The 22,597-nt window shown below is 70.3% G+C and carries 21 protein-coding genes; 13 read left to right on the top strand and 8 right to left on the bottom strand.

From position 1 onward, the window contains the following. Nucleotides 1-88: 88 nt before the first annotated feature. The 8 genes from AB0M51_RS37405 (at nt 89) to AB0M51_RS37370 (ending at nt 8,236) form a co-directional block, all read left to right on the top strand. The gene (locus tag AB0M51_RS37405) at nt 89-1,177 is read left to right on the top strand and encodes a serine hydrolase domain-containing protein (RefSeq protein WP_363753079.1); all 1,089 of its coding nucleotides are present in this window, start codon (nt 89-91) and stop codon (nt 1,175-1,177) included. Between the two features lie 43 nt (nt 1,178-1,220). Continuing rightward, nucleotides 1,221-1,874, top strand: a complete 654-nt coding sequence (locus AB0M51_RS37400; RefSeq protein ID WP_363753076.1) for a response regulator transcription factor — start codon at nt 1,221-1,223, stop codon at nt 1,872-1,874. Next, on the top strand, nt 1,865-3,106 hold the full coding sequence (locus AB0M51_RS37395; RefSeq protein WP_363753073.1) for a HAMP domain-containing sensor histidine kinase: 1,242 nt from the start codon (nt 1,865-1,867) through the stop codon (nt 3,104-3,106). The genes AB0M51_RS37400 and AB0M51_RS37395 overlap by 10 nt, the downstream gene beginning before the upstream one ends. 39 nt (nt 3,107-3,145) lie before the next feature. Then, complete coding sequence (locus AB0M51_RS37390) at nt 3,146-4,396, top strand: hypothetical protein (RefSeq protein ID WP_363753070.1); 1,251 nt, start codon at nt 3,146-3,148, stop codon at nt 4,394-4,396. An 85-nt stretch (nt 4,397-4,481) separates the two neighbouring features. Beyond that, on the top strand, nt 4,482-5,411 hold the full coding sequence (locus AB0M51_RS37385; protein ID WP_363753067.1) for an ATP-binding cassette domain-containing protein: 930 nt from the start codon (nt 4,482-4,484) through the stop codon (nt 5,409-5,411). Beyond that, complete coding sequence (locus AB0M51_RS37380) at nt 5,408-6,241, top strand: hypothetical protein (protein ID WP_363753064.1); 834 nt, start codon at nt 5,408-5,410, stop codon at nt 6,239-6,241. The genes AB0M51_RS37385 and AB0M51_RS37380 overlap by 4 nt, the downstream gene beginning before the upstream one ends. 62 nt (nt 6,242-6,303) lie before the next feature. Beyond that, on the top strand, nt 6,304-7,572 hold the full coding sequence (locus AB0M51_RS37375) for a histidine kinase (RefSeq protein ID WP_344191225.1): 1,269 nt from the start codon (nt 6,304-6,306) through the stop codon (nt 7,570-7,572). A 4-nt stretch (nt 7,573-7,576) separates the two neighbouring features. After that, entirely contained in the window at nt 7,577-8,236 is a 660-nt protein-coding gene (locus AB0M51_RS37370) for a response regulator transcription factor (RefSeq protein WP_363753062.1), read from the top strand. Here AB0M51_RS37370 and AB0M51_RS37365 read toward each other — a convergent pair. Then, on the bottom strand, nt 8,130-10,109 hold the full coding sequence (locus AB0M51_RS37365) for a hypothetical protein (protein WP_363753059.1): 1,980 nt from the start codon (nt 10,107-10,109) through the stop codon (nt 8,130-8,132). The genes AB0M51_RS37370 and AB0M51_RS37365 overlap by 107 nt on opposite strands. Nucleotides 10,110-10,192: 83 nt before the next feature. Between AB0M51_RS37365 and AB0M51_RS37360 the strand changes: the two genes are divergently transcribed. Beyond that, nucleotides 10,193-11,392: a hypothetical protein gene (locus tag AB0M51_RS37360; RefSeq protein ID WP_363753056.1), complete on the top strand. Its 1,200-nt coding sequence runs from the start codon at nt 10,193-10,195 to the stop codon at nt 11,390-11,392. Nucleotides 11,393-11,398: 6 nt separating this feature from the next. Here AB0M51_RS37360 and AB0M51_RS37355 read toward each other — a convergent pair whose 3' ends face one another. From AB0M51_RS37355 to AB0M51_RS37330, 6 genes are read right to left on the bottom strand one after another with little or no spacing between them, the layout of a single operon-like run. Further along, nucleotides 11,399-12,154: a hypothetical protein gene (locus AB0M51_RS37355; protein ID WP_363753053.1), complete on the bottom strand. Its 756-nt coding sequence runs from the start codon at nt 12,152-12,154 to the stop codon at nt 11,399-11,401. After that, the gene (locus AB0M51_RS37350; protein ID WP_363753050.1) at nt 12,151-12,450 is read right to left on the bottom strand and encodes a PadR family transcriptional regulator; all 300 of its coding nucleotides are present in this window, start codon (nt 12,448-12,450) and stop codon (nt 12,151-12,153) included. Before AB0M51_RS37350 ends, AB0M51_RS37355 begins: the two co-directional genes overlap by 4 nt. Nucleotides 12,451-12,476: 26 nt before the next feature. Beyond that, nucleotides 12,477-13,382, bottom strand: coding sequence for a decaprenyl-phosphate phosphoribosyltransferase (locus AB0M51_RS37345; RefSeq protein ID WP_363753047.1), 906 nt, complete (start codon nt 13,380-13,382; stop codon nt 12,477-12,479). Then, entirely contained in the window at nt 13,379-14,500 is a 1,122-nt protein-coding gene (locus AB0M51_RS37340; RefSeq protein ID WP_363753044.1) for a hypothetical protein, read from the bottom strand. The genes AB0M51_RS37345 and AB0M51_RS37340 overlap by 4 nt, the downstream gene beginning before the upstream one ends. Then, nucleotides 14,497-15,189, bottom strand: a complete 693-nt coding sequence (locus AB0M51_RS37335) for an SDR family NAD(P)-dependent oxidoreductase (protein ID WP_344190862.1) — start codon at nt 15,187-15,189, stop codon at nt 14,497-14,499. The genes AB0M51_RS37340 and AB0M51_RS37335 overlap by 4 nt, the downstream gene beginning before the upstream one ends. A 2-nt stretch (nt 15,190-15,191) precedes the next feature. Beyond that, nucleotides 15,192-16,562, bottom strand: a complete 1,371-nt coding sequence (locus AB0M51_RS37330) for an FAD-binding oxidoreductase (protein ID WP_363753039.1) — start codon at nt 16,560-16,562, stop codon at nt 15,192-15,194. A 113-nt stretch (nt 16,563-16,675) separates the two neighbouring features. On the opposite strand from AB0M51_RS37330, the gene AB0M51_RS37325 reads away from it, so the two are divergent. Then, a complete protein-coding gene (locus tag AB0M51_RS37325; protein ID WP_363753036.1) occupies nt 16,676-18,058 on the top strand; it encodes a HAMP domain-containing sensor histidine kinase in 1,383 nt (460 codons plus the stop codon). A 39-nt stretch (nt 18,059-18,097) separates the two neighbouring features. Then, nucleotides 18,098-18,775: a response regulator transcription factor gene (locus AB0M51_RS37320; RefSeq protein WP_344190868.1), complete on the top strand. Its 678-nt coding sequence runs from the start codon at nt 18,098-18,100 to the stop codon at nt 18,773-18,775. Here the strand turns inward: AB0M51_RS37320 and AB0M51_RS37315 are convergent, their stop codons facing one another. Then, nucleotides 18,776-19,498, bottom strand: coding sequence for a response regulator transcription factor (locus tag AB0M51_RS37315; protein ID WP_363753033.1), 723 nt, complete (start codon nt 19,496-19,498; stop codon nt 18,776-18,778). Nucleotides 19,499-19,642: 144 nt separating this feature from the next. On the opposite strand from AB0M51_RS37315, the gene AB0M51_RS37310 reads away from it, so the two are divergent. Then, entirely contained in the window at nt 19,643-21,388 is a 1,746-nt protein-coding gene (locus tag AB0M51_RS37310; RefSeq protein WP_363753030.1) for a glycosyl hydrolase family 28 protein, read from the top strand. 26 nt (nt 21,389-21,414) lie between these two features. Continuing rightward, nucleotides 21,415-22,596 carry an alginate lyase family protein gene (locus AB0M51_RS37305; protein WP_363753027.1) on the top strand — a complete coding sequence of 394 codons (1,182 nt, stop codon included), beginning with the start codon at nt 21,415-21,417 and terminating at the stop codon, nt 22,594-22,596. Nucleotide 22,597 lies beyond the last annotated feature (1 nt).

Here is a 22,597-nt window from a genome sequence, read left to right as displayed (position 1 = left end):
CGGGCCGACCGATGGTAGAGCACGCTCTACCGCACACCGGGCGTCGGCGGGATCGCGTGCCGACGGCATCGTTCCTAGCGTTTGGGACATGCCCAAACGCTCACAGTTCACGCTTGCCATCGCCACGGTCCAGCGGCGCGACGCCGTACAGCAACAACTCGACGCCCTTGCCAAGGGCAACAGTTTTCCGGGCGCGATCGCCACCGTCCGGGACCGCGGCGGCCGGGTCCGGACCTACACCGCCGGAGTCGCGGATCTGACCACCCGCGGGCCGGTCCCGCGCGACAGCCGGGTGCGTGTCGGAAGCAACACCAAGCCGTTCACCGCCACCGTCGTACTGCAGCTCGTCGGCGAGGGGAAGGTCGACCTGGACGCGCCGATCGACAGGTACCTGCCCGGAATGGTCCGCGGCGACGGTCTGGACGGGCGGCGGATCACCGTTCGGCAGCTCCTCCAGCACACCAGCGGGATCCCCGACTACGACGACGTACTGGCAGGCGACTACCTGAAGCTGCAGCACGTGTACTGGGAACCGCGGGAGCTGGTCGACGTCGCGCTCAAGCACAAGGCGTCGTTCCCGCCGGGGACGAGCTGGGAGTACAGCAACACCAACTACATCCTCGCCGGACTACTCGTGCAGAAGGTGACCGGACGACCGGTCGGCGAGGAGATCACCCGGCGGGTGATCGACCGGATCGGCCTCCGGGACACGTACTGGCCGGCGCTCGGCGATCAGACCATCGCGGGTCCGCACCCGCACGGCTACTACAAGACCACGCCGAACGGCCGGAACGTCGACGTGACCGAACTCGAGCCGTCGCCCGCCTGGTCCGCCGGCGCGATCGTGTCCACGCCCGCCGACCTGAACCGCTTCTTCACCGCACTCATCGACGGCAGGCTTCTGCGCCCCGCGCAGCTGAAGGAGATGCTCACCACCGTCCCCGCGCCTGGACTGGACGTGACGCCCGGCGGCAGGTACGGCCTCGGCATCGCCGCCCGGCCGCTGCCCTGCGGCGGCTACGCGTGGGGCCACGGCGGCGACATCTTCGGCTTCGAGACTCGCAACGAGGTCACCACCGACGGCCGCGAGGCTGCCCTGGCGGTCACCTCGATGCCGACCACCGAAGCCGACGCCAAACGGGTGGCCGCCGCCCTCGACACGGCCCTCTGCCAGTAGGAATTCAGCCGGCGCTCAGCTACGGATGGGTAGGTTGCGCCGGATGGCGACAGTTGCGGTGTGTGAAGACGATCGTGCGTTACGTGGCGTCCTGCGGCGTGCGCTGGAGGGCGACGGGCACTCGGTCGTTGCCGCTGCCAACGGTCGTGAGCTGCTCGCGCAACTGGAGCCGGCGCCGAACGCGGTGGTCCTGGACCTGGGCCTTCCGGACGCCGACGGGCGGGACGTCTGCCTGGCGCTGCGGGCGCACGGGGTCGATGCGCCGGTGCTGGTGCTGACCGCGCTGAGCGGGCTGCACCACAAGGTGAGTGGCTTCGAGGCGGGCGCGGACGACTACCTGACCAAGCCGTTCGACGTACCGGAGCTGCTGGTCCGGGTCCGCGCGCTGCTCCGGCGGACGACGGTGAACGTCGCGGCCGGCGAGGTGGTGCTGGACCCGACGAGCCATGAGGTACGGCGGGGAACGACCGGCGAGGCGCTGACGCCCACCGAGTTCCGGCTGCTCGGGCGGCTGATCGCGGTCCCGGGCGAGGTGGTACGGCGGCACGCGCTGGTCGCGGCGGGCTGGCCGCACGGGGCGTACGTCAGCGAGAACACGCTCGATTCGTACCTGCGCCGGCTCCGGGTGAAGCTCGACCGGCTCGGGATCGCGGAGCGGGTGGCGACCGTCCGCGGGGTCGGCTACCGATGGGATTGACGGGTTTCCGCGGGCGGATCGTTTCGCTCGCGGTGCTGACGGCGACCCTGGTCGTCGCGGTCCTCGTCGTCCTGAGTCATGTCCTGCTGACCCGGGCGACCGAGGCCGACACCAGGACGCTCGCCCGGACCCGGGCCGAGGCGGTTGCCGCGACGGTCGAGGTCGTCGCCGGGGAGCTCCGCCTGGTCGAGGGCACGGGCGACGCGTTCGACACGGTCGCCTGGGTGTACGCCGACGGCCGGCTGATCGACGGCGTACTCCATCCGCCGACCGCCGACGACGTACAGCAGCTGGGCCGGTCCGGGCGGAACGAGTTCGTGACCACCCGGCGCTTCCTGCTGTACGGCGCGCCGCTGCCCGTCCAGGGACGGCACGTGACCGTTGTCGTGATGGTGGACCTCGCCCCCTACGAGCGGTCCGAACAGCGCAGCCTGGTGATGTCGCTGATCCTCGGCGCGTTCGCGATCGTGCTCGCCGGCGTGATCGCGTACGTCGGTGTCAGCCGCTCGCTGCACGTCGTACGGCGGATGTCCGCGCTGGCCGACGAGTGGGGTGACCACGACCCGGACCGGCGGTTCCGGATGGGGCCGCCGCGGGACGAGTTCGGCGAGCTCGCGCACACGTTCGACCGGTTGCTCGACCGGGTCTCGGACGCGATCGCCGACGAGCGCCGGCTGACGGACGAGATCGCCCACGAACTGCGCACCCCGATGGCCGTCCTGCGCGGCGAGGCGCAACTCGCGGAGCTGACCGGGTCCGAGGTCGCCCCGGAGCTGGTCCGCACCGAGACGGACCGGTTGAGTACTGCGGTGACCGCGATCCTCGACGCCGCCCGCTCCCGGATGCCCCGCGAGGCGAGCTGCCGGCTGGCACCTGTCCTCGAACAGATCGGGTACGGCGATCTCCCGCCCGACCTGGAGGTCGCCGTACCCGCCGATGTCGCGGTCGCCGTCCTCGCACCGCTGCTCGACAACGCCTCCCACCACGCGCGGTCCGCGGTCTCGCTGACGGCGGAGGGGTACGACGACCACGTCCTCGTGCACGTCCTCGACGACGGCCCGGGCTTCCGCGAGGACGACCTGGACCGCGTCTTCACCCCCGGCCACAGCCGCACAAACGGACATGGCCTCGGCCTCGCCGTGGTCCGCCGGATCGCCACCGCGACCGGCATCACGGTCCGCGCGATCGCCGACGGCCGCGGACACGTCGAAGTCCGGTTCCCGCGGCGCTAGTCAGGTCTCGTGCAGGTTGTTCGCGCGAGGCTGCCCGTTATGACCACCAACACCGCAACCCGCACAGCGGCGCCCAAGGTGCTGCTGAACAAGGTGCCCGAAGTCACCATCTGGTTCTGGCTGATCAAGATTCTCTGTACGACGGTCGGCGAGAGTTTCGCGGACTGGATCAACATGCAGCTCGGTGTCGGGCTGGTCGCCACCGCGGTGATCTTCACCGTGGTGTTCGCGGCCGTCCTGATCTGGCAGTTCAGCACGTCGCGGTATCGACCGGCGGCGTACTGGCTGACCGTCGTGGTGGTCAGCGTGACCGGCACGCTCTACACGGACATCCTCACCGATCAGCTCGGCGTACCGCTGTGGATCAGCACGTCGGTGTTCGCCGCCGGGCTCGCGGTGGTGTTCGGGATCTGGTTCGCCCGGGAGCGGACGCTGTCGATCCACAGCATCGTGAGCCGGCCGCGCGAGGCGTTCTACTGGCTGGCCGTGCTGGTCACCTTCGCGCTCGGTACGGCGGCCGGTGACTGGACGCTCGAGCTGACCGGCTGGAGCCCCGGGGTCTCGGTCCTGCTGCCGCTGGCGCTGATCGCGATCATCGTGGCCTGCTGGCGGATGGGCGCCAACCCGGTGCTGGCGTTCTGGCTCGCGTACGTGCTGACCCGCCCGCTGGGTGCGAACCTCGGCGACTGGCTGGCATCGCCGAAGGTCCCCGACCAGGGCCTCGGCCTCGGGACGCTCGTCACCAGCCTGATCTTCCTGGCCGCGATCCTCGCGACCGTGGTGTACCTGACGCTGACCAAGTCCGACGTGATCGAGGACCACCAGCAGACCCGGGTCCCGAAGTACCACCGGCGCGGCCGGGAATGGCCGATGGCCGGCGTGATGGCCGCCTCCGCGATCGCGGCCGGCGTACTGATGAACTGGGCGTCCGCGCAGCCGCACGCGAACGCGGCGGCCGAGGGCGACGGCCCGAACCCGGCGTCCGGCATCCACCTCAGCTCGCAGCAGGCGCTCGCGCATTTCCCGGGCGCCGACGTCAGGCAGTTCCGGACGCTCGTCAAGAGCATGGACGTCGCGCTGGCGAAGGGCGACCAGGCCGCGCTCAACCAGGGCGTGAACGCGTACGAGAAGGCGTGGGACGACGACCAGGACAAGCTGAAGCCGCTCGACGGCACCGCCTGGGACTTCATCGACGGGCAGAACGACGCGCTGTTCACCGCGGTCCGCGAGAAGAAGGACCCGACCGCCGAGAAGGCGGCGATCACGGCCCTGCTCACGACGCTCGGGTGACGTAGTACCCCGGTACCACCGAAGGCTGGAAGATCAGGCCCCGGTACTACGGTTGCGGCGGTCCGGGCTTCCTACCTTTGGCTGCATGATCGAGGCGAAACAGCTGACGAAGCGGTACGGCGAGACGACGGCGGTCGACGGGCTGGAGTTCACGGTCCGGCCGGGCGCGGTCACCGGGTTCCTCGGGCCGAACGGTGCCGGGAAGTCGACGACGATGCGGATGATCATCGGCCTGGACGCGCCCACCAGCGGCTCGGTGACGGTGAACGGCAAGCACTACCGGGAGCATCCGTCGCCGTTGCAGGAGGTCGGCGCGCTGCTCGAGGCGAGGTCCGTGCACCCTGGCCGGTCCGCCTTCAACCACTTGCTCACCCAGGCGCAGACGCACGGTATCCCACGCCGGCGGGTGGACGAGGTGATCGAACTGACCGGTCTGCAGTCGGTCGCGCGGAAGCGGGCCGGTCAGTTCTCGCTCGGGATGGGGCAGCGGCTCGGGATCGCCGGCGCGCTGCTCGGCGACCCGGCGACCGTGATGCTGGACGAGCCGGTGAACGGGCTCGATCCCGAAGGCGTGCTGTGGATCCGCAACCTGCTCACCCGACTCGCGGCCGAGGGGCGGACGGTGTTCGTGTCGTCGCACCTGATGAGCGAGATGGCGCTGGTCGCGGACCGGCTGATCATCGTCGGCCGCGGCAAGCTGCTCGCCGACACGAGCGTCGACGAACTCGTCCGGCAGTCCGGCGGCGACGCCGTACGGGTCGCGACCGCGGACCCCGCGAGGTTGCGGGACGCGCTCGCCGGGCCGGGCGTGCAGATCGTCGGCGAGGCCGGCTCCGAGAAGCTCGAGGTCACCGGTCTGTCGGCGCGAACCGTCGGTACGACGGCCGCCGAGCACGGGATCGCACTGTACGAGCTGACCACCGTGCAGGTGTCGCTCGAGCAGGCGTTCATGGACCTCACCCGCGACGACGTGGTGTATCACGGCACGACCGACCTGCAGGAGCGTGCCGCATGACCGCCGTCGCACAGAAACCGCCCGCCGCGGCCACGAGGCCGGCGTACAGGGTCACCGGGACACATGTGCTGCGGTCGGAGTCGACCAAGCTGTGGTCGCTGCGGTCCACCTGGATCACGCTCGGCCTGGCGCTCCTGTTTTTGATTGCCTTCGGCACCATTGCGGCCTGGCGCTACTACTCCGGCGTCACGTCCGGGCGGCAGCTGGACCCGGACTTCCGGGACTCGACGGCCCTGAGCTTGTCGTTGTTCGGCATACCGCTGTCGCAGCTCGCGCTCGGGGTGCTCGGGGTGCTGGTGACGGCCGGCGAGTACTCGACCGGAGCGATCCGTTCGACCCTCGCGGCGGTCCCGCGGCGGTTGCCGGTGTTGTGGTCGAAGGCCGCGGTGTACGGCGTGGTGGCGCTGGCCATCGCCCTGGTCGGGTCGTTCGTGACCTTCTTCGTGGACAGCGGAATCGTGCACAACACGCCGGCCGCGTTGTCGATCTCCAGCAGCGGGGTCGTCCGGAGTCTGCTCGGTGCGACGGTCTACCTCGGGCTGATCGGCGTCATCGGCGTCGCGCTCGGCGCTCTGCTGCGCTCCGTTGCCGGCGCCATCTCCGTGCTGGTCGCGGGGCTGATGCTCGTGCCCGGTCTGGTCTCGCTGCTGTCGACGTCGTGGCACAACGCGATCCAGCCGTACCTGCCGAGCATCGCGGGCGAGTCGATGTACTCGCTGCACCACGGACCGCACACGCTGTCAGCAGGTCCGGGATTCCTGGTCTTCGCGGCCTGGACCGCGCTGGCGCTGGCCGGGGCGGCGTGGCGGTTGTCGCGCAGCGACGCCTGAGCGGCGGCTGAGAAGCGCCGGTGACCATGGACGCCGACGGTCACAATGGACTCGTGACGGTGATGGGTGGCCAGGTGCCGCCGGTCGATCCTGATCCGCTGTGGCGGCACCCTTGGGTGGTCCGCCTCAGCCAGGTCGCCCGGCGGCTGCGCCGCGCGGATCGCACCCGTCCGTGGGTTCTCGACACGCTCGTGGTGATCGGTGCCGTGCTGCTGTTCTGCGTACCGGACCTCGTGCGGGGCGTCGATCCGCGCGGGCTGGGCGGGGTGTTCATGCAACCGCCCCGGTGGGGCATGATCGCGCTCCAGGCCGGTCTCGTGCTGCCACTCTTCGTACGGCGGCGCGCGCCGATGACGGCGTTCGTACTGACCGCGGTCGCCTTCACCGTGCAGTGGTCACTGCTCGTGTTCCTGCGGGCAGACGTCGCCTTGCTGATCGCGCTCTACAGCCTCACCCTGCACAGCTCGCTGCGCCGGCTGCTCTGGGCGTGTGCGATCACGATCGCCGTGTTCGCGTTCGCCGTCGTCCGGGTGGCGCCGATCAAGTCGGTGGCGGAGATCGCCTTCTTCCTGGTCAGCGCGATGACCGCGGCGATCGCGCTCGGCCTGGTGGTCCGCATCCGGCGCTCGCAGCTGGCCGGGCTCCGCGACCGTGCTGCCCGGCTGGAGATCGAGCGCGACCAGCGCACCCTGCTCGCGGTCGCCGGGGAGCGGGCCCGGGTGGCCCGCGAGATGCACGACATCCTCGGCCACAACCTGTCGGTGATCATCCGGCTCGCGGACGGCGGCGCCTACGCCGTCCGGGTGCATCCGGAGCGGACCGCCGAGGCGCTGACGCTGATCGGCGAGACCGGGCGCGAGGCGCTCAACGACCTGCGCCGGACGCTCGCTGCGCTGCGCGACGACACCGTCGTACCGGAGCTCAGCCCGCAGCCCGGGATCGCGGACGTCGACGCCTTGTGCGAGCGCTTCCGGGCCGCCGGGCCGCGGGTCAGCTACCGCACCGCCGGCGAGTTCCCGGCCGACCGCGGTCTCCAACTGGCGGCGTACCGGATCGTCCAGGAAGCGCTGACGAACACCCTCAAGCACGCCGGGCCGGACACCGAGGCGCAGGTGTCGCTCGAAGTCGTCCGGCAGCAGCTCCGGATCCGGGTCGAGGACACCGGGCCGGTCGGCGTACCACTCGTCCCCGAATCCGCGGCCGGGCAAGGCCTGATCGGCATGCGGGAGCGGGCCGCGCTGTACGGCGGCGTCGTACGCACCGGGCGTACTCCGGCCGGCGGCTGGCGCGTGCAGACCGAACTCGACCTCGCCCCGCAAAGGACGCCATGACCTCATGACCACCGTACTGATCGTCGACGACCAGCCGCTGCAGCGCCTCGGCCTCCGGATCCTGCTCGAGTCCGTCCCGGAGACACAGGTCGCGGGCGAGGCCGAGAGCGGTTCGGAGGCGGTACGCCGGACCGCCGAGCTGCACCCCGACGTCGTGCTGATGGACATCCGGATGCCCGGAATGGACGGTATCGAGGCGACCCGCCGGATCGTTGCCAGCGGCAATCGCTCGCGGATCCTGGTGCTGACCACCTTCGACCTCGACGAGTACGCGCACGCCGCGCTCCGGGCCGGCGCCAGCGGGTTCCTGCTGAAGGACGCCCGCCCGGAGGAGCTGCTCGGCGGCATCCGCGCGGTCGCGGCCGGCGACGCGATCATCGCACCCGCGCTGACCCGCAGACTGCTGGACACGTACGCCTACCAGCTCCCCGCCGCGTCCGCCGACAGCGACAAGCTCCGCGCACTGACCGATCGCGAGCGCGAGATCCTGATCGCGATCGGCCGCGGCTGGACCAACCCGGAGATCGCCGCCCGTCTGCACCTGTCCGAGTCGACGGTCAAGACTCATGTCGGCCGCGTGCTGGCGAAGATCGGAGCGCGGGATCGGGTCCAGGCGGTGATCTTCGCGTACGACGTGGGGCTGGCGTCGCCGAATCCCGCATGACGTGCACGAGCAGCGGGACCGCCACGGCGCAACAGACGCCGAGCACGATGACACCCGAGTCGTTGACCGCCAGTCCGACGACCGCCGTCACCAGGCAGGCCGCGACGACCGAGCGCAGGATCGGCTCGGCCTCGAACAGCTCGGTGGCCTTTCGTCCGGGCCGGATCACCAGGACCGCACTGAGCACGACGACGAACACGATCAGTACGGCGAGCCACGGGCGGCCCGCGAACGACTGCAAGTTGGCGTCGAGCTTGCGGTGCAGGGTGCTGCCGGCGGTCCCGTCGATCAGCTGCTGTACGAAGTTCCCCAGGTGCGACCGGCTACCCGGACCGCGCGACCAGTCGAGCACGGCGATCCCCGTGACCGCTGCGATCGCGACGGCGCCGGCCACCAGCACCCATCGGGCGCGGACCCGGACCCCGGCAACGATCACCACGCCCGGTATCAGCGCGAGCACTCCTCCGAAGTCCGCACCGTACGACGGCCATCCGTCCACGACCACGGCCAGCAGGCCGATCGCGGCGACGGCGAGCAGCGCCGCGCGCCGCGGGAGCACGCTCCGGGCCCACGCACAGCAGATCAGCACCGACATCGCGAAGGCGCCGAAGGCAACGTTCCCGACCCCGTAGAACCGTCCCGCGTCGAGCGGCGACAACCCCCACAGACTCGACAGCTGCAACCGCGACCCGGAAACCACGTCCGCCGCCAGCACGACCGCCGTCGCCGCGGCCACGAATCCCGCCGGCCCGAATCTCTCCCGTCGCCACGGACCGAACCTGGCCGCCGTTCCGACGACGACCGCCCAGGCGATCACGCCGACCCACAGCACGAGCGAGGCGGCCGGGAATCGCCACCACTGCAGGAGATTCGCCAGGAACGATGCCACTGGCAATGACGCGCTGACCAGGAGCAGCCACCGCGGCCGCTCGAACGCGATCACCAGCCCACTGACGACCAGAGCCCCGAGAGCAACGAGCCAGTAGAACGCGGTGACGTTGCGATCGATCGTCTGCGCCGCCCGATCGAAGTCCCCCACCCGTTGCGCGGAGCCGGAAGTGGTGCGCAGTACCGAGCCCACGGCTCGATCGGACGGGCTGACGCCCAAGGCATCGAGAATCGTGGGCGTCAGGTCGGTGAGCTGCACCAGACCCGGATGCCGGGTCGAGTTCGCATCGAGCACCCCGGTCCCGCGCCCATGGACGACCAGCGTCTGCAAGTGCGGAGCCGACCCGTCGGGCAGACCCACGATCACCAGTTCGGCCGCCGGCACCGTGGCGCGCACCTTCGCGATCGCCGCCTCCAGCCCACTCGGCGGCACGTCGACGACCGTCAACGGACACGCCGTCAGGTCCGCGGACCGTAACTCGGGGCTGTAGCGCGCCACCTGACCGCGAGCATCGGCGAGCGCCAGCCCAGCCCCCGGACCCACCGCGCTCGCACACCCGCGCTGCGCAGCCCCCGCCGCCAGCAGCCCGAATTCCGGATCGTACGACGACTGCGCCCCCAGCAACTCGACGTCAGACCACCGCAACACTCTCCCCTGGGCCGTCAACTGGTCCGGCGCGACGCAGCCACCGTCCTCGCCCCGCGGCGCCGCCGTTCGTACGCCGGTGTTCAACGTCAGCCAGCCGTCCGCGGGACAACCCACCACGTCCACGGTCCGTACCGACACAGCCGCCACAGCGGACTCCCCGGTCAGGCGCCACAGATTCGGCGTCGTACCCGCCGACACGTCCGACCATTTCAGGCCGCTCACGCCGAGCACCACGACGCGCGCCGCATCGGCTCCGGCGGACACCGGAGCCGCCGCGCCCAGGGCGAGGAACCCGAGCAGCAACGCCGCCAGGGCACGTCTCCCGATCCGTGCCATGACTGGACCGTATCCACGGTTCCCTGAGTGCCGGCTGAGCGCTAGTACGCATCACGTAGTACGCAGTGTGTACTATGGCCGGCATGCGTGCACATCGATGGCGACGGCGGGTACTGATCGGGATCGGCAGCGTGCTGGTGCTGCTGGCCTGGTACGTGATGGCGATGGCGGCGTTCGGGGCGCGACAGGTGGTGCTGCCCGCGCTGACAGGGCAGTACCAGGTCGGCCGGACCAGTTTCGAGTGGGTCGACGCCGGGCGTGCGGATCCGCTCGACCCGCATCACGGACCGCGGCGGTTGTCCGTCTGGCTCTGGTACCCCGCGCCGGCGGACGCGCAGGGGCCGCATCCGGCCTACACTCCGGGGCTCTGGTCGAAGCTCGCGTTCGGGGCGCCGGTCGGGTGGTTCGAGACCGACTTCGGCAAGATCCGGGTGCGCTCGATCGACGGCGCCGCGGTGGCGGACGGGCGGTTCCCGGTCGTGGTGCTCGAGCCGGGCATGGGGTTCGCGGCACCGCAGTACAGCGCGCTCGCCGAGAGCCTCGCGAGCCACGGGTATGTCGTCGCCGGACTGACGCCGACGTACAGCGCCAACCTGACCGTGCTCGGCGGCCAGGCCGTCACCTCGAACCGGGAGGGGAATCCGCCGGACGTCGGCGGGCACACCGGCGAGAGCCAGCAGACCGGCGATCGGCTGGCGGCCGAGTGGGCGACGGATGCGCGCTTCGTCGCCGGGCAGGTGCTGGCGCTCGGGCAGACCGGGCAGTTCGGCGGCAGACTCGAGCCGAAGGTGGCGTACGTCGGGCACTCGTTCGGCGGGGCGTCGTCGCTCGAGGCCTGCCGGGTGGACGCGCGGTGCGCCGGTGCGGTCGACCTCGACGGTACGCAGTTCGGCCGGGTCGTGGACACCGGGCTTACGAAGCCGTTCATGATCATCGGCGCCGAGGACTCCTGCACCACCGGCACCTGCGGCCCGAAGGCCACCGACCAGGGCGGTGAGCGGACCACCGCCACGAAGTTGCTGCAGGCAAGCACCGGCCCGCACTGGCAGGTCGTGGTCGAAGGCGCCCACCACCTGAACTTCACCGACTACGACCTGTACTTCCTCGGCCCACCGCTTCGCAGCCTGATCGGGCTGGGGTCCGTCAACCCACGCCAGGCGCTCTCGATCCAGAACGACTACGTCACAGCCTTCCTGGACCACGCCGTACGCAACGCACCGGCCACCGCAATCGCCGACCTGCACACGAAATACCCGGCGACCCAGCTCACCGCACCGCGGTGAGCCGGCTCAGGTGGTCCGGACTTCGGCGAGGTCGTGGACTGTGCCGTTGACGGCAGCGGCCAGGGCGAGGACGGTGACACCGCCGAGTACGCCGGCCGGATCCCCGCCGGCGGTCAGCAGAGTCAGGCCGCTGCCCGCCAGCCCCGCGGCGGTCGTCCACAGCCCGAGGCGGAGGCGTTGCGGGCTCGGCACCGCGACGGCGTCGAGGTCGACGTCCGCGACCGTGCGGACGACCTGGCCGGCCACCATCGTCAACGCCAGCCACCAGGCGCCGACCACCGCGATCTTGACCACGGCAGGTACGGCGAGATCACGGTGCACCACGACGACCACAGCCGCCCCGATCGCGACCGGCAAGGCGATCCGCCGGACCGCGAGCACCGCCAGCCGGACGACCGAACGCAACCGCGGAACCGGCAACGCGAGCAGGAAGCCGAAGAACGTCATGGTGTCGCAGACCGTCAGGAACCACGAATGCGCCAACGCCCGCGGCACAGCCCCCGTCAGCTCGAGCACGGCGTGCGCGGTCAGCCACCCGGCCGCCGTGACCACGACCGCCAGCGCAGCCACCCGCCGCCGGCGCTCGACCATCGAATCGGCCGGCCAGATCGCCGGATGCAGCCACATCCCGGCGATCGCCCAGGCAAGCTGAGGCATCCCCCGCCACCCGGCCCGGTCGACCTCCCCGACCAGCTCCGCACCCCACCGCTCCCGGAACGCCCGCGGATACAACCGGACCAACACCCGCGCCGCGACGCTCACGTGAGCGGTACTCCGAGGCTGCGGAGGCCGGCGTTCGCCACCTTCGCCATCGCGCGGAGTTCCTTCTCCAGGACCTCGCGACCGGCGGTGGTGAGCCGGACCGGGCGCTGCCGGCCCTGCTCCTCGAGGGTTTCGATCAGGCCCTTGGCCTCCAGGCGGGTCAGCGCGCCGTACAAACTGCCGGCTCCCAACCGCTGCCCGGTCAGTTCCTCGATCGCGTTGTTGATCGCGTAGCCGTGCTTCGGACCGTCCGCCAGCACCGAGAGCACCAGCGTCTGCGAGTCGTTGGCCTGCATCCCGCCACAGTACTACGCAACGCGTATCATGCGCAGTACAGCCCGACCGCCAGCAACGCCGCCCAGCTCAGCCCCGCGGCCAGCAGCACCCGGTCCCGGAAGATCTCGTGTTCGGGCTCCTCACCTCGTCCCTTCGACACCAGCAGCGCGTACCGCAGCAGCCCGGTGAAGAACGGCAGGAACGAGATCGCCAGCAACTGCCGGTACACATCGTGCCCGAGGTACTGGAACGCCCACGTCCCGTACGACATCGCGGTCCCGAGCAGCGCAACGGTCATCACCTGATCGAGCCAGGAACTCGGGTACGCCGCCAGCACCGGCCGGCTGATCGCAGGTCCGGCCGACTGAAGCTCGGCCTTCCGCTTTCCGGTGACGAGGAACATCGCCCCGAACAACGACACCAGCAGGAACCAGTGCGACACCGGCAACCCGGCCGCCGTCCCACCCGCCGCCGCCCGCAGCACGAACCCGAGCGCAACGATGATCAGATCGATCACCGCGACATGCTTCAGCCCGGCGACGTACGACGCCTGCGCCACCAGGTATGCGGCAGCCAGCCCAAGCGTCTTCCAGCCGAGTCCACTCACAATCGCCAACCCCAGCAACGCGGACGTGACACCGAACACCGCGGCCACCAGCGGGCTCAACGCCCCCGACGCCACCGGCCGAGACTGCTTCCGCGGATGCTGCCGATCGTCCGGCGCGTCCCGGATGTCGTTGAACGCGTAGATCGCCACCGACAGCAGGATGAACCCGGCTGCCGCGATCGCTGCTCGCCCGACGACGCCCGGCGACTCCAACGCGCCCGCAGCGGCCGGAGCCGCGAACAGCATCACCGCCTTGTGCCACTGCTGCGGACGGCTCAGCCGCAGCAGCGACCGCGCCGTACCCTCCCGCCGGGCGACGGGGACCGGGGCCTGGACGCTGGTCATTTCGACGTCGCATAGAAGAAATCGCGCTGGTCGTCGACCAGGTAGCGATCGGCCGGAGAGCTGATCGACGGCAGCAGGCGGTGCCCGGTGACCGTTCCGTTCGGCCCCGGCTGCTCGATGTCGAAGCTCACGATCGCCGCATGAATGTCGAGCTCCATGCCCTGCACGATGCCGGCCTGGTGCATCGCCCCGGCCAGTGTGGCGAGCGTGAGCTTGCTGCCGACGACGTAGATCAGGTTGCCGGAGGCATCTGTCCCCAGCCCGGATCGCCAGGTGTACTGGAACTGGCTGCGAACAGTTCCCCAGCGCCCGTTCGCGTTCACCGTGAGCCCGGGCACGATCTGGCCGTCGACGATCACCGGGTCGAGGTTCTGCCGGACCGCGACGACGTCCTTCGTCATCCGTACCGTCTGGTTCCAGGTTCCGATCCGGGCCGAGCCGTCGCGGTAGATCACCGCCGACGCGCGACCGTCGACCAGCGGTACGGCGGCGGACTCGGTCGTCCACCAGCCGCCGTGCGAGTCGCGCATCTTGAACCCGGCGTTGAACGTCGCCACCAGCGACGACCGGTCCGCCTGCGGGACGGAGTACCCCTTCCTGGAGGGCATGCCGACGATTGGCTCGCGGGTGCCGGGCATCAGGTGCAGGTCGTAGCTTCCGCGCGGCAGGAGTGCGGCCGCGGCCGTCACCGGCAGGTGGCCGGGGTCGGTGCGGAACCAGCTCGTCCAGATCAGCGGCACGCCGCCCTTCGACTGCCTCGCCACCGACCAGACGCCCTCGTGCGCCAGCGGCGTGACGCCCGGCAGCAGCCGGACGGTCGGCAGAGCGGCGGATGCCGGGCGCACCCGCCGCCGACCGGTCGTCGGGCTCGTCGCGGTCGGAGCCGTGACATCGATCGGTGCGCCGGTGGCAGGCGGCTGCTGGCGTGAGTACTTCCAGGTCTCGATCGCGTCGATGAGACCGCCGCCGCCGTGGTCGCGGAACCATTCGACGGTCCGCACGCTGAAGCTCGCGTTCCCCGGATAGAGCAGTGCGCGGACATACGAGACCGCGGGTACGACCAACAACAGGCAGACGGCCACGGCGATCCACCGCTTGCGGAACCGGCGCCGCTTCATCGCCACGCCGCCGGAAGGAGTCTGCGGGGCACGAGGTTGAGCACCCGGACGGCGAGACTCATCACGCCCGGCACCCAGACGATCGCCTTGTGTACTTCGACGGCCGCGGCGACCCGGCGCGCCACGCGCTCCGGAGTCGTCGCCAACGGCGGTTTCGGCAACCCCGCCGTCATCCGCGTCGTCACGAACCCGGGGCGTACGACGAGCACCCGGACGCCGGACTGCCGCGCGAGCAGCAGCGCCGTCGAGTCCGCGAGTTGCTTGCCGAGCGAGTACGCCGCGATCGACGTCCGCGGCCGGACGGCGGCCGCCGACGACAGCAGCACCACCTGCTCGGGCTTCCGCCGTACCAACGCCTGCAGCAGCAGCGAGATGGCCGTACCGTTCACCAGCAGCCCCTCCTCGAACGAGGTCGTCGCCATCGACCCGACCGCGACGATCGCCAGCTCCAGCGGGTGGTTCGCGCACGCGTGGTCGAGCATCCCGTCGAGCTCGCCGGTGCCGAGCGCCGCGTCGTACTCCGTCGTGTGCACCGGATACCCGGCATCCCGGAGCTTCTCGGCGTTGCGCCAGAGCTCGCCGCTCGGGCGGCCGGCCAGGATCACGCGCCGCGGCGCTGGGCCGAGCAGCTGCGTCAGCACCGCCATCCCGATCTCGGAGGAACCTCCGACCAGGAGGACAGACCCCATGGTCATGAGAGCAGTCCGAGCCGCTCGGCCAGCCCGGACGTCCAGCGCCCGGCCGGATCGAGCCGTTGGCGCGTACGTCGCCAGGTCGGCAACCGCGGGTACATGATCGGGATCAGCTCCGGGTCGGTGACCGCGTCCTTCGCCAGGTACACGCGGCCGCCGGCGCCCGCGACCAGCTTGTCGATCGGGTGCATGGCGCCGGGCCGCAGGTGCCGTGCGGGCAGATCGACCGCGAGCGTCCACCCCGGGATCGGGAACGACAGCGCGCCCGCCGTGCCGAAGCCGAGGTTCTTCAGCGTCGCCAGTGCCGGCGTCAACCCGTGCGTGCCGAGGTAGGCGAGCACTCCGTGGATCGTGCCGACCTCGTCGGGCGGTACGGCGAACTGATACTGCACCAGCCCGTCCCGCCCGAATGCCGCGGGCCAACCGTCGGCGCGGTCGAGCGGACACAACGCGGGGCGCATCGCGACGAGCTGCGAGTTCGCCGACCGGCTCAGGTGCCAGCGCGCGACCGATGCGGCGGCGATCGTTGCGCCGGTCACCACACCCGGCCCGGGCAGCGACCGACGGGGGCGGCTGCCCGGCGACCTGGTCTCGGGGAACGGCGCCACGGCGCCCGGGAGGTCCAGCGTCGACGCGCCGTAGTACTCGTCGACGATGCCGCGGCCGAGGCCCGCCCCGTGGGCGTGCGCGTCCAGCCAGGCGATGACGTGCCGCTCCGGGTCGAGTTCCTGGCGGCCGGCGCCGGCGCGCATCGCGGCGACGGTCTCGTCGAGCGAACGGGTCCGGCGGCGGTTCCGGATCATCCAGCCGGTGTCCACCCGCTGCAGCTGGATCGCCGCGCGGAGGATCACCCCGGTCAGTCCCATGCCGCCGATCGTGGCCCAGAAGCCGTCGGGGTCCTGCCCCGCGGACAGCTGGGCGATCGTGCCATCCGAACGCAGCAGAGCGATCCACAGCACGTGCTGCCCGAACGAGCCCGCGCCCGGGTGGTTCTTCCCGTGCACGTCCGCCGCGATCGCGCCGCCGACCGTGATCCGCTCGGTCCCGGGGACCACCGGCAGTTTCCAGCCGATCGGGAGGGTCTGGTCGATCAGGACCTTCAGAAGGGCCCCGCCCTCGACCACCACGACGCCGTTGCCCTCGTCGAACGAGACGATCCGGTCGAACGCGGTCAGGTCGAGCACCGCGTTGTCAGCCGGCAGCGCGGCGTCGCCGTAGCTCTTTCCGGCACCGCGCACGGTGAGGCGCGGCGTACCCAGGACCGCGTCGACCAGCCCGCCGTCGAAGGTCGGTCGCCGCACCTCACACGTGCGGCGCATCGTGCGGCCCCAGCCGGACAGCGACGCGGTGCCGTGATCTTCGGGTGTCACCTTTCGAAGCTAGGCACGGCGCACTGAGAGCGTGCTGAGTCAGCGCACTCAGGTGCTGCTCAGGTCCCACCGACAACACTTGTCCGAGGGATTCCCGGGAAGGAGCAACCGGTTTGCCGTCGATCTCCTGGCTTCGTCGTGCGAGCGTACGGAGCAGGTCGACCGCGGCCGCGATCGTCGTCGTCGCGGCGGCGATGGTGGTCGGTGCCGGCGTACTGCTGCTGCTTCTGCAGCGGGCGCTGATCAGCGCCGCCTCGGACGCCGCCGACGGACGGGTGGCCGACGTCGCCGCCCAGGTCAGCCAGGAAGGCGTCGCCAACCTCGGCACCGATCTCGCGAAGACCACGCGGGCCAGCCAGATCGTGCAGGTGCTGGACAGCTCCGGGCAGGTGGTCGCGGCCTCGTCGGCGCGGGCCGAGACCGTTCCGCTGACCCGGTTGCGGCCCGCCGCCGGGAAGGTACTACGGTCCGAGGTCGGCGAGATGCCGCTGCTGGACGACGACCACGACTACCTGATCGTTGCCCGCGGCATCGAGTACGCCGGGACCACGTACACCGCGGTGGTCGCGTCGTCGGTGGACACCCAGCGGGCGACGATCGCCACGGTCACGCAGTACCTGCTGCTCGGGTTCCCGGTGCTGCTGATCGTGGTCGGCGCGGCGAGCTGGATGCTGACCGGGCAGGCGTTGCGGCCGGTGGAACGGATCCGGTCGCGGGTGCAGGGCATCGAGTCGACCGACCTGACCGAACGCGTCCCGGTCCCGGAGACCGACGACGAGATCGCCCGGCTGGCCGCGACGATGAACGAGATGCTCAACCGGCTGCAGGCCGGGCAGGCGAACCAGCGGCGGTTCGTCGCCGACGCCAGCCACGAGCTCCGATCGCCGCTCGCGACCGTGTCGGCGGGGTTGGACGTGATCGAGCCGTCGGCCCGCGGGCAGGCCTGGGAGGGGCTGCACGAGCTGATGAAGGGCGAGGCCGACCGGATGCAGCGGCTGGTGGAGAACCTGCTGCTGCTCGCGAAGGCCGACGACGCGGCGCTCCCGCTGCACCGCGCCGACGTCGACCTGGACGACCTGCTCGACACCGAGGTACGGCGGCTCCGCGCGGCGCAGCGACTCGAGGTGCGGGCCGACGTACGGCCGGTCCGGGTCGTCGGGGATCCGCTGCGGCTCAGTCAGCTGTTCCGGAACCTGGTCGAGAACGCGGCGACCGCTGCGCACAGCACGGTACGGCTGAGCGCTTCCGAGCAGGACGGGCAGGCGGTCGTCACGGTCGAGGACGACGGCGACGGGATCCCGGAGAGCGACCGGGAGCGGGTCTTCGAGCGTTTCGTCCGGCTCGACACCAGCCGGGCGCGGGCCAGCGGCGGGTCGGGGCTCGGGCTGGCGATCGTCCAGGAGATCGCCAAGGCCCATCACGGAACCGTCACTTTGGCACCGGCGGCCTCACAGGGAACCGTCGCAACAGTCACGTTGCCGCTCCCGGCACCCTGACTCAGGTTGTTCTCAGCAATCTGGCAGGACACTGGAAACATGCGGGTACTGATAGTCGAGGACGAGGTCCCCCTGGCCGAGACGGTTCGGCACGGGCTGACCGAGGACGGGTTCGTGGTCGAGGTCGTGCACAACGGCGAGGACGCCGTCTGGGCGGCGACCGAGAACCCGTACGACGTCATCGTGCTCGACATCATGCTGCCGAAGCTGAACGGCTACAAGGTGCTCGAGCAGATCCGCGAGCGCGGCGTCTGGGCGCCGGTGCTGATGCTCACCGCGAAGGACGGCGACTACGACCAGACCGACGCGTTCGACCTCGGCGCCGACGACTACCTGACCAAGCCGTTCAGCTTCATCGTGCTGGTCGCCCGGCTGCGCGCGCTGATCCGCCGCGGCGCCCCCGAACGCCCGATCGTGATGACCGCCGGCGACCTGAAGCTCGACCCGGTCCGGCGCCGGGTCGAACGCGCCGGCCAGGAGATCGTGCTGACCCGCCGCGAGTACGGCCTGCTCGAGTTCCTGATGCGGCACCGCGGCGAGACCGTCAGCAAGTCCGAGATCCTGAACAGCGTCTGGGACCCGGCCTTCGAGGGCGACCCGAACGTCGTCGAGGTCTACATCCGCTACCTCCGCCTGAAACTCGACGCACCCTTCGACCGCAACGCCATCCAGACCCAACGCGGCATGGGCTACCGCCTCGACCCCGACGGCGGCTGATCAGCCGGTCGCGGGTGGGTCCAGCCGATAGCCGTGGCCGCGCAGAGTCGACACCGTCGGCAGCCGGAGTGACGGTACGGCGGCCCGCGCGGAGTCCAGGCGGCGACGCAGGGCGGCAATCGTGACGTCGAGGGTCTTCGTCGAGCCGAACCAGTTCTCGTCCCAGACGGTCGCCATCAGGTCCTCGCGGGACAGCGCCGCACCGGCGTTGAGGACCAGCGTTTCCAGGAGTTCGTACTCCTTCGGGCGCAGCGGCAGTTCGGCGGCGGCGACCGTACAGCGGCGTGCTGCCGTGTCCACGATCAGGTCCGCGACCGCCACCGGCCCTTGGAGCCGCGACGCCGGGCGTCGACGAAGATGCGCCCGCAACCGGGCGAGCAACACGGTCAGGCTGAACGGCTTGACCAGGTAGTCGTCCGCCCCGGCGTCCAGCCCCGACACGATGTCGATCTCCTCGCCGCGCGCGTGCAGCATCACCAGCAACAGTCCCGGCAACTCCGCCCGCAACCGCCGCGCCAGCTCCGCACCGTCGGCGTCGGGCAGGCCGAGGTCCAGGAGGACGACCTCGGCCTGCTCCCGACGCGCGACAGCCAGGCCGCCCCGGCCGGTCCGCGCCCGGAACGTCTCATACCCGTTCCCGGTCAACGCGTGCTCGAGCAACGCCGCGATCCGGTCATCGTCCTCGACGACGACCACCGGAGTACGGACGGCCGTGCACTTCACATCTCAGAAGGTAAAACCGCCCGACTGAGGACGAGCTGAGTCCCGGGGCGAAATTTTCGTTGACGGTCCTTGGTATTGCTCGGGTTCGGCGCTGCTGGGCAAGGTTTCAGGGCTCTTTCGGTGGAGTTCGAGGAGGCCTGACGAATGACTCTGGACATTACCCGGCGGCGGCTGTTGCAGGCTGCGGGTGCGACTGTTGCCGCCGGCTACATCACGACCACGGCAGAGGTAGCGGAGGCGGCGCCCGCGGTGGTTACGTATGCAGTGCCGGACGGGATCCCGCGGGGGTCGACCTTCGAGGTGGAGGTGCGGGCCGCCGGTGGGCGGTGGACGTCGGTGGACACGTACTCGGTGGACCTGAAGCTGATCGACGCGCAGACCGGTGCGGGGCAGATCCACAAGTCGTCGATGGCCTACTTCGACTTCACCGGGTCCGTGCAGGTGCGGGTCCGGTACACGAAGGGGCGGATCCGGACGGCGCGGATCCGGCCGTTGTCGTACGGGATGACGCCGTACGTCGAGCACGGGGACACGCTCGTGTTCACGCTGGACCGGCCGCGGAAGGTCGTCGTCGAGGTGAACGGCGAGATCTTCGACTGCCTGCACCTGCTGGCCCGCGCGGTGGAGACCGACGCGCCGGCTCCGGACGACCCGGACGTGATCTACTTCGGACCCGGCGTCCACACGACCACCTCGGGCATCGTGGAGGTACCGGACGGCAAGACCGTGTACCTGGCCGGTGGCGCCGTACTCAAGGGGTCGGTCAACTTCACCGGCACCACGAACGGCGCGCTGATCGGCCGCGGCCTGATCTACGGCACCAGCGGCGGTGGCTGCACGATGGTGAAGGCGAAACACATCCGCGTCGACGGCATCACGATGCTGAACCTCAAGACCGGCTACGCGATCACCGCGGGCGAGTCCGAGCAGGTGGCGATCACCGACTTCGGGTACTTCAGCGCCGGCCAATGGGGCGACGGCATCGACCTGTTCTCCAGCAGCGACGTACTGATCGACAACTCGTTCCTGCGCTGCTCCGACGACTGCATCGCGATCTACGGGCACCGCTGGGACTACTACGGCGACACCCGCAACGTCACGATCCGGAACACCAGCCTCTGGGCGGACGTCGCGCACCCGGTCAACGTCGGAACGCACGGCAACACCGACGCACCGGAGGTGATCGAGAACCTGACCGTGAGCAACGTCGACATCCTCGACCACCGCGAACCGCAGAAGTGGTACCAGGGCGCGATCGCGCTGAACCCGGGCGACAGCAACCTGGTCCGGAACGTCCGGATCGACAACGTCCGGGTGGAGGACTTCCGCTGGGGCCAGTTCCTGCACCTGCGGGTCGCGTACAACAAGTCGTACAACACGTCCGCAGGCCGCGGCATCGACGGCGTCTACGTCAAAGACCTCACGTACACCGGGCAGCACGCGCAGACCGCGATGATGCTCGGGTACGACGCCGCGCACGGCATCAACGACGTGACGTTCCAGAACCTGGTGCTGAACGGCACCGTGATGGCCTCGACGATGCGCAAGCCCGGGTGGTTCACGGTCGCCGACATGGTGAACATGCACGTGAATGAGCACGTGACGAACCTGCGCTGGCTGGACGCAGCGACCGCGCCGACGACGGCACCGCCGGTGCTGACGACCCCTGACACCGCGGAGCTCGTCGCCGCTGCGCCGGTCGTCCTGACGATCAGCGCGACCGGCTACCCGACAGCGTTCACGGCCCAAGGCCTGCCGCCGGGCCTGACTGTCGACGGTCCGACGGGCGTCATCTCCGGTACGGCGGCCGGCGGCACGTACGACGTCGCGCTGACCGTCACCAACGTGGCCGGAAGCACCACCAAGAACCTCATCCTCACCGTGAAGTAGCACCCTCAACCGCCCCAAGGAGAAGGATGAAACGACGCACACTGCTCAAGACCGTCGCGGCCACCGTCGGGGTCAGCACCCTCGCCCGGACCGCATCCGCCGCGCCGGCGACCTTCACCCACCCCGGAGCACTGCACAACTGGGGTGACCTCAACCGGGCCAAGGTCCGCGTTGCCGCCGGCGACAATCCGTGGCTGTCGGGCTGGAACCGGCTGATCGCCAACGGGCACGCCCAGTCGACCTGGCAGCCGAACCCGCAGGCCACGATCATCCGCGGCGGCACCGGCGAGAACTACGGGATCCTCTACAACGACATCCACGCCGCCTACCAGAACGCGCTGCGCTGGCACGTCCAGGGCACCACGGCCAACGGCGACTGCGCCCGCAACATCCTCAACGCCTGGTCGGCAACCCTGACGACCGTCAGCGGCAACGCGGACCGGTTCCTGGCGGCCGGGATCTACGGGTACCAGTTCGCGAACGTCGCCGAACTGATGCGCGGCTACCCGGGCTTCGACCTGACCCGGTTCAAGACCATGATGCTGAACGTCTTCTACCCGATGAACAACTCGTTCCTGACCAACCACAACGACGCCTGCATCACGAACTACTGGGCGAACTGGGACCTCTGCAACATGAACTCGGTCCTTGCCATCGGCATCCTCTGCGACGACGCCGCGAAGTACGACCAGGCCGTGAACTACTTCAAGAACGGCGCCGGCAACGGCTCGATCAAGCATGCGGTGCCGTTCGTGTACGACGACCAGGGCCTCGCGCAGTGGCAGGAGTCCGGGCGCGACCAAGGCCACACGATGATGGGCATCGGTCAGATGGGCGCGTTCTGCGAGATGGCCTGGAACCAGGGCGAGGACCTGTACGGGTACGACAACAACCGCTTCATGAAGGCGGCGCAGTACGTCGCGAAGTACAACCTGGGTGAGGACGTGCCTTTCACGAAGTACACCTGGGGAACCGGGCAGAACTGCGCGTATCAGGAGCACACGGTGATCTCGAGCGCCAGCCGCGGGCAACTGCGCCCGGTCTGGGAGATCCTGCACTTCCACTACACCCGCCGCAAGTACCTCTCGGTGCCGTACATCTCGGCGATGGCCGCGCAGGTCCGTCCCGAGGGCGGCGGTGGCGACTACGGCTCGACGAGCGGCGGCTTCGACCAGACAGGCTTCGGAACCCTCGCTTACGCCAAGTAGA

Source organism: Kribbella sp. NPDC051137 (assembly GCF_040682535.1).
GTDB classification, from domain to species: Bacteria; Actinomycetota; Actinomycetes; order Propionibacteriales; family Kribbellaceae; genus Kribbella; species Kribbella karoonensis.
Note: the sequence above shows the minus strand (reverse complement) of the source record. Positions and strands in the feature narration are given on the sequence as shown.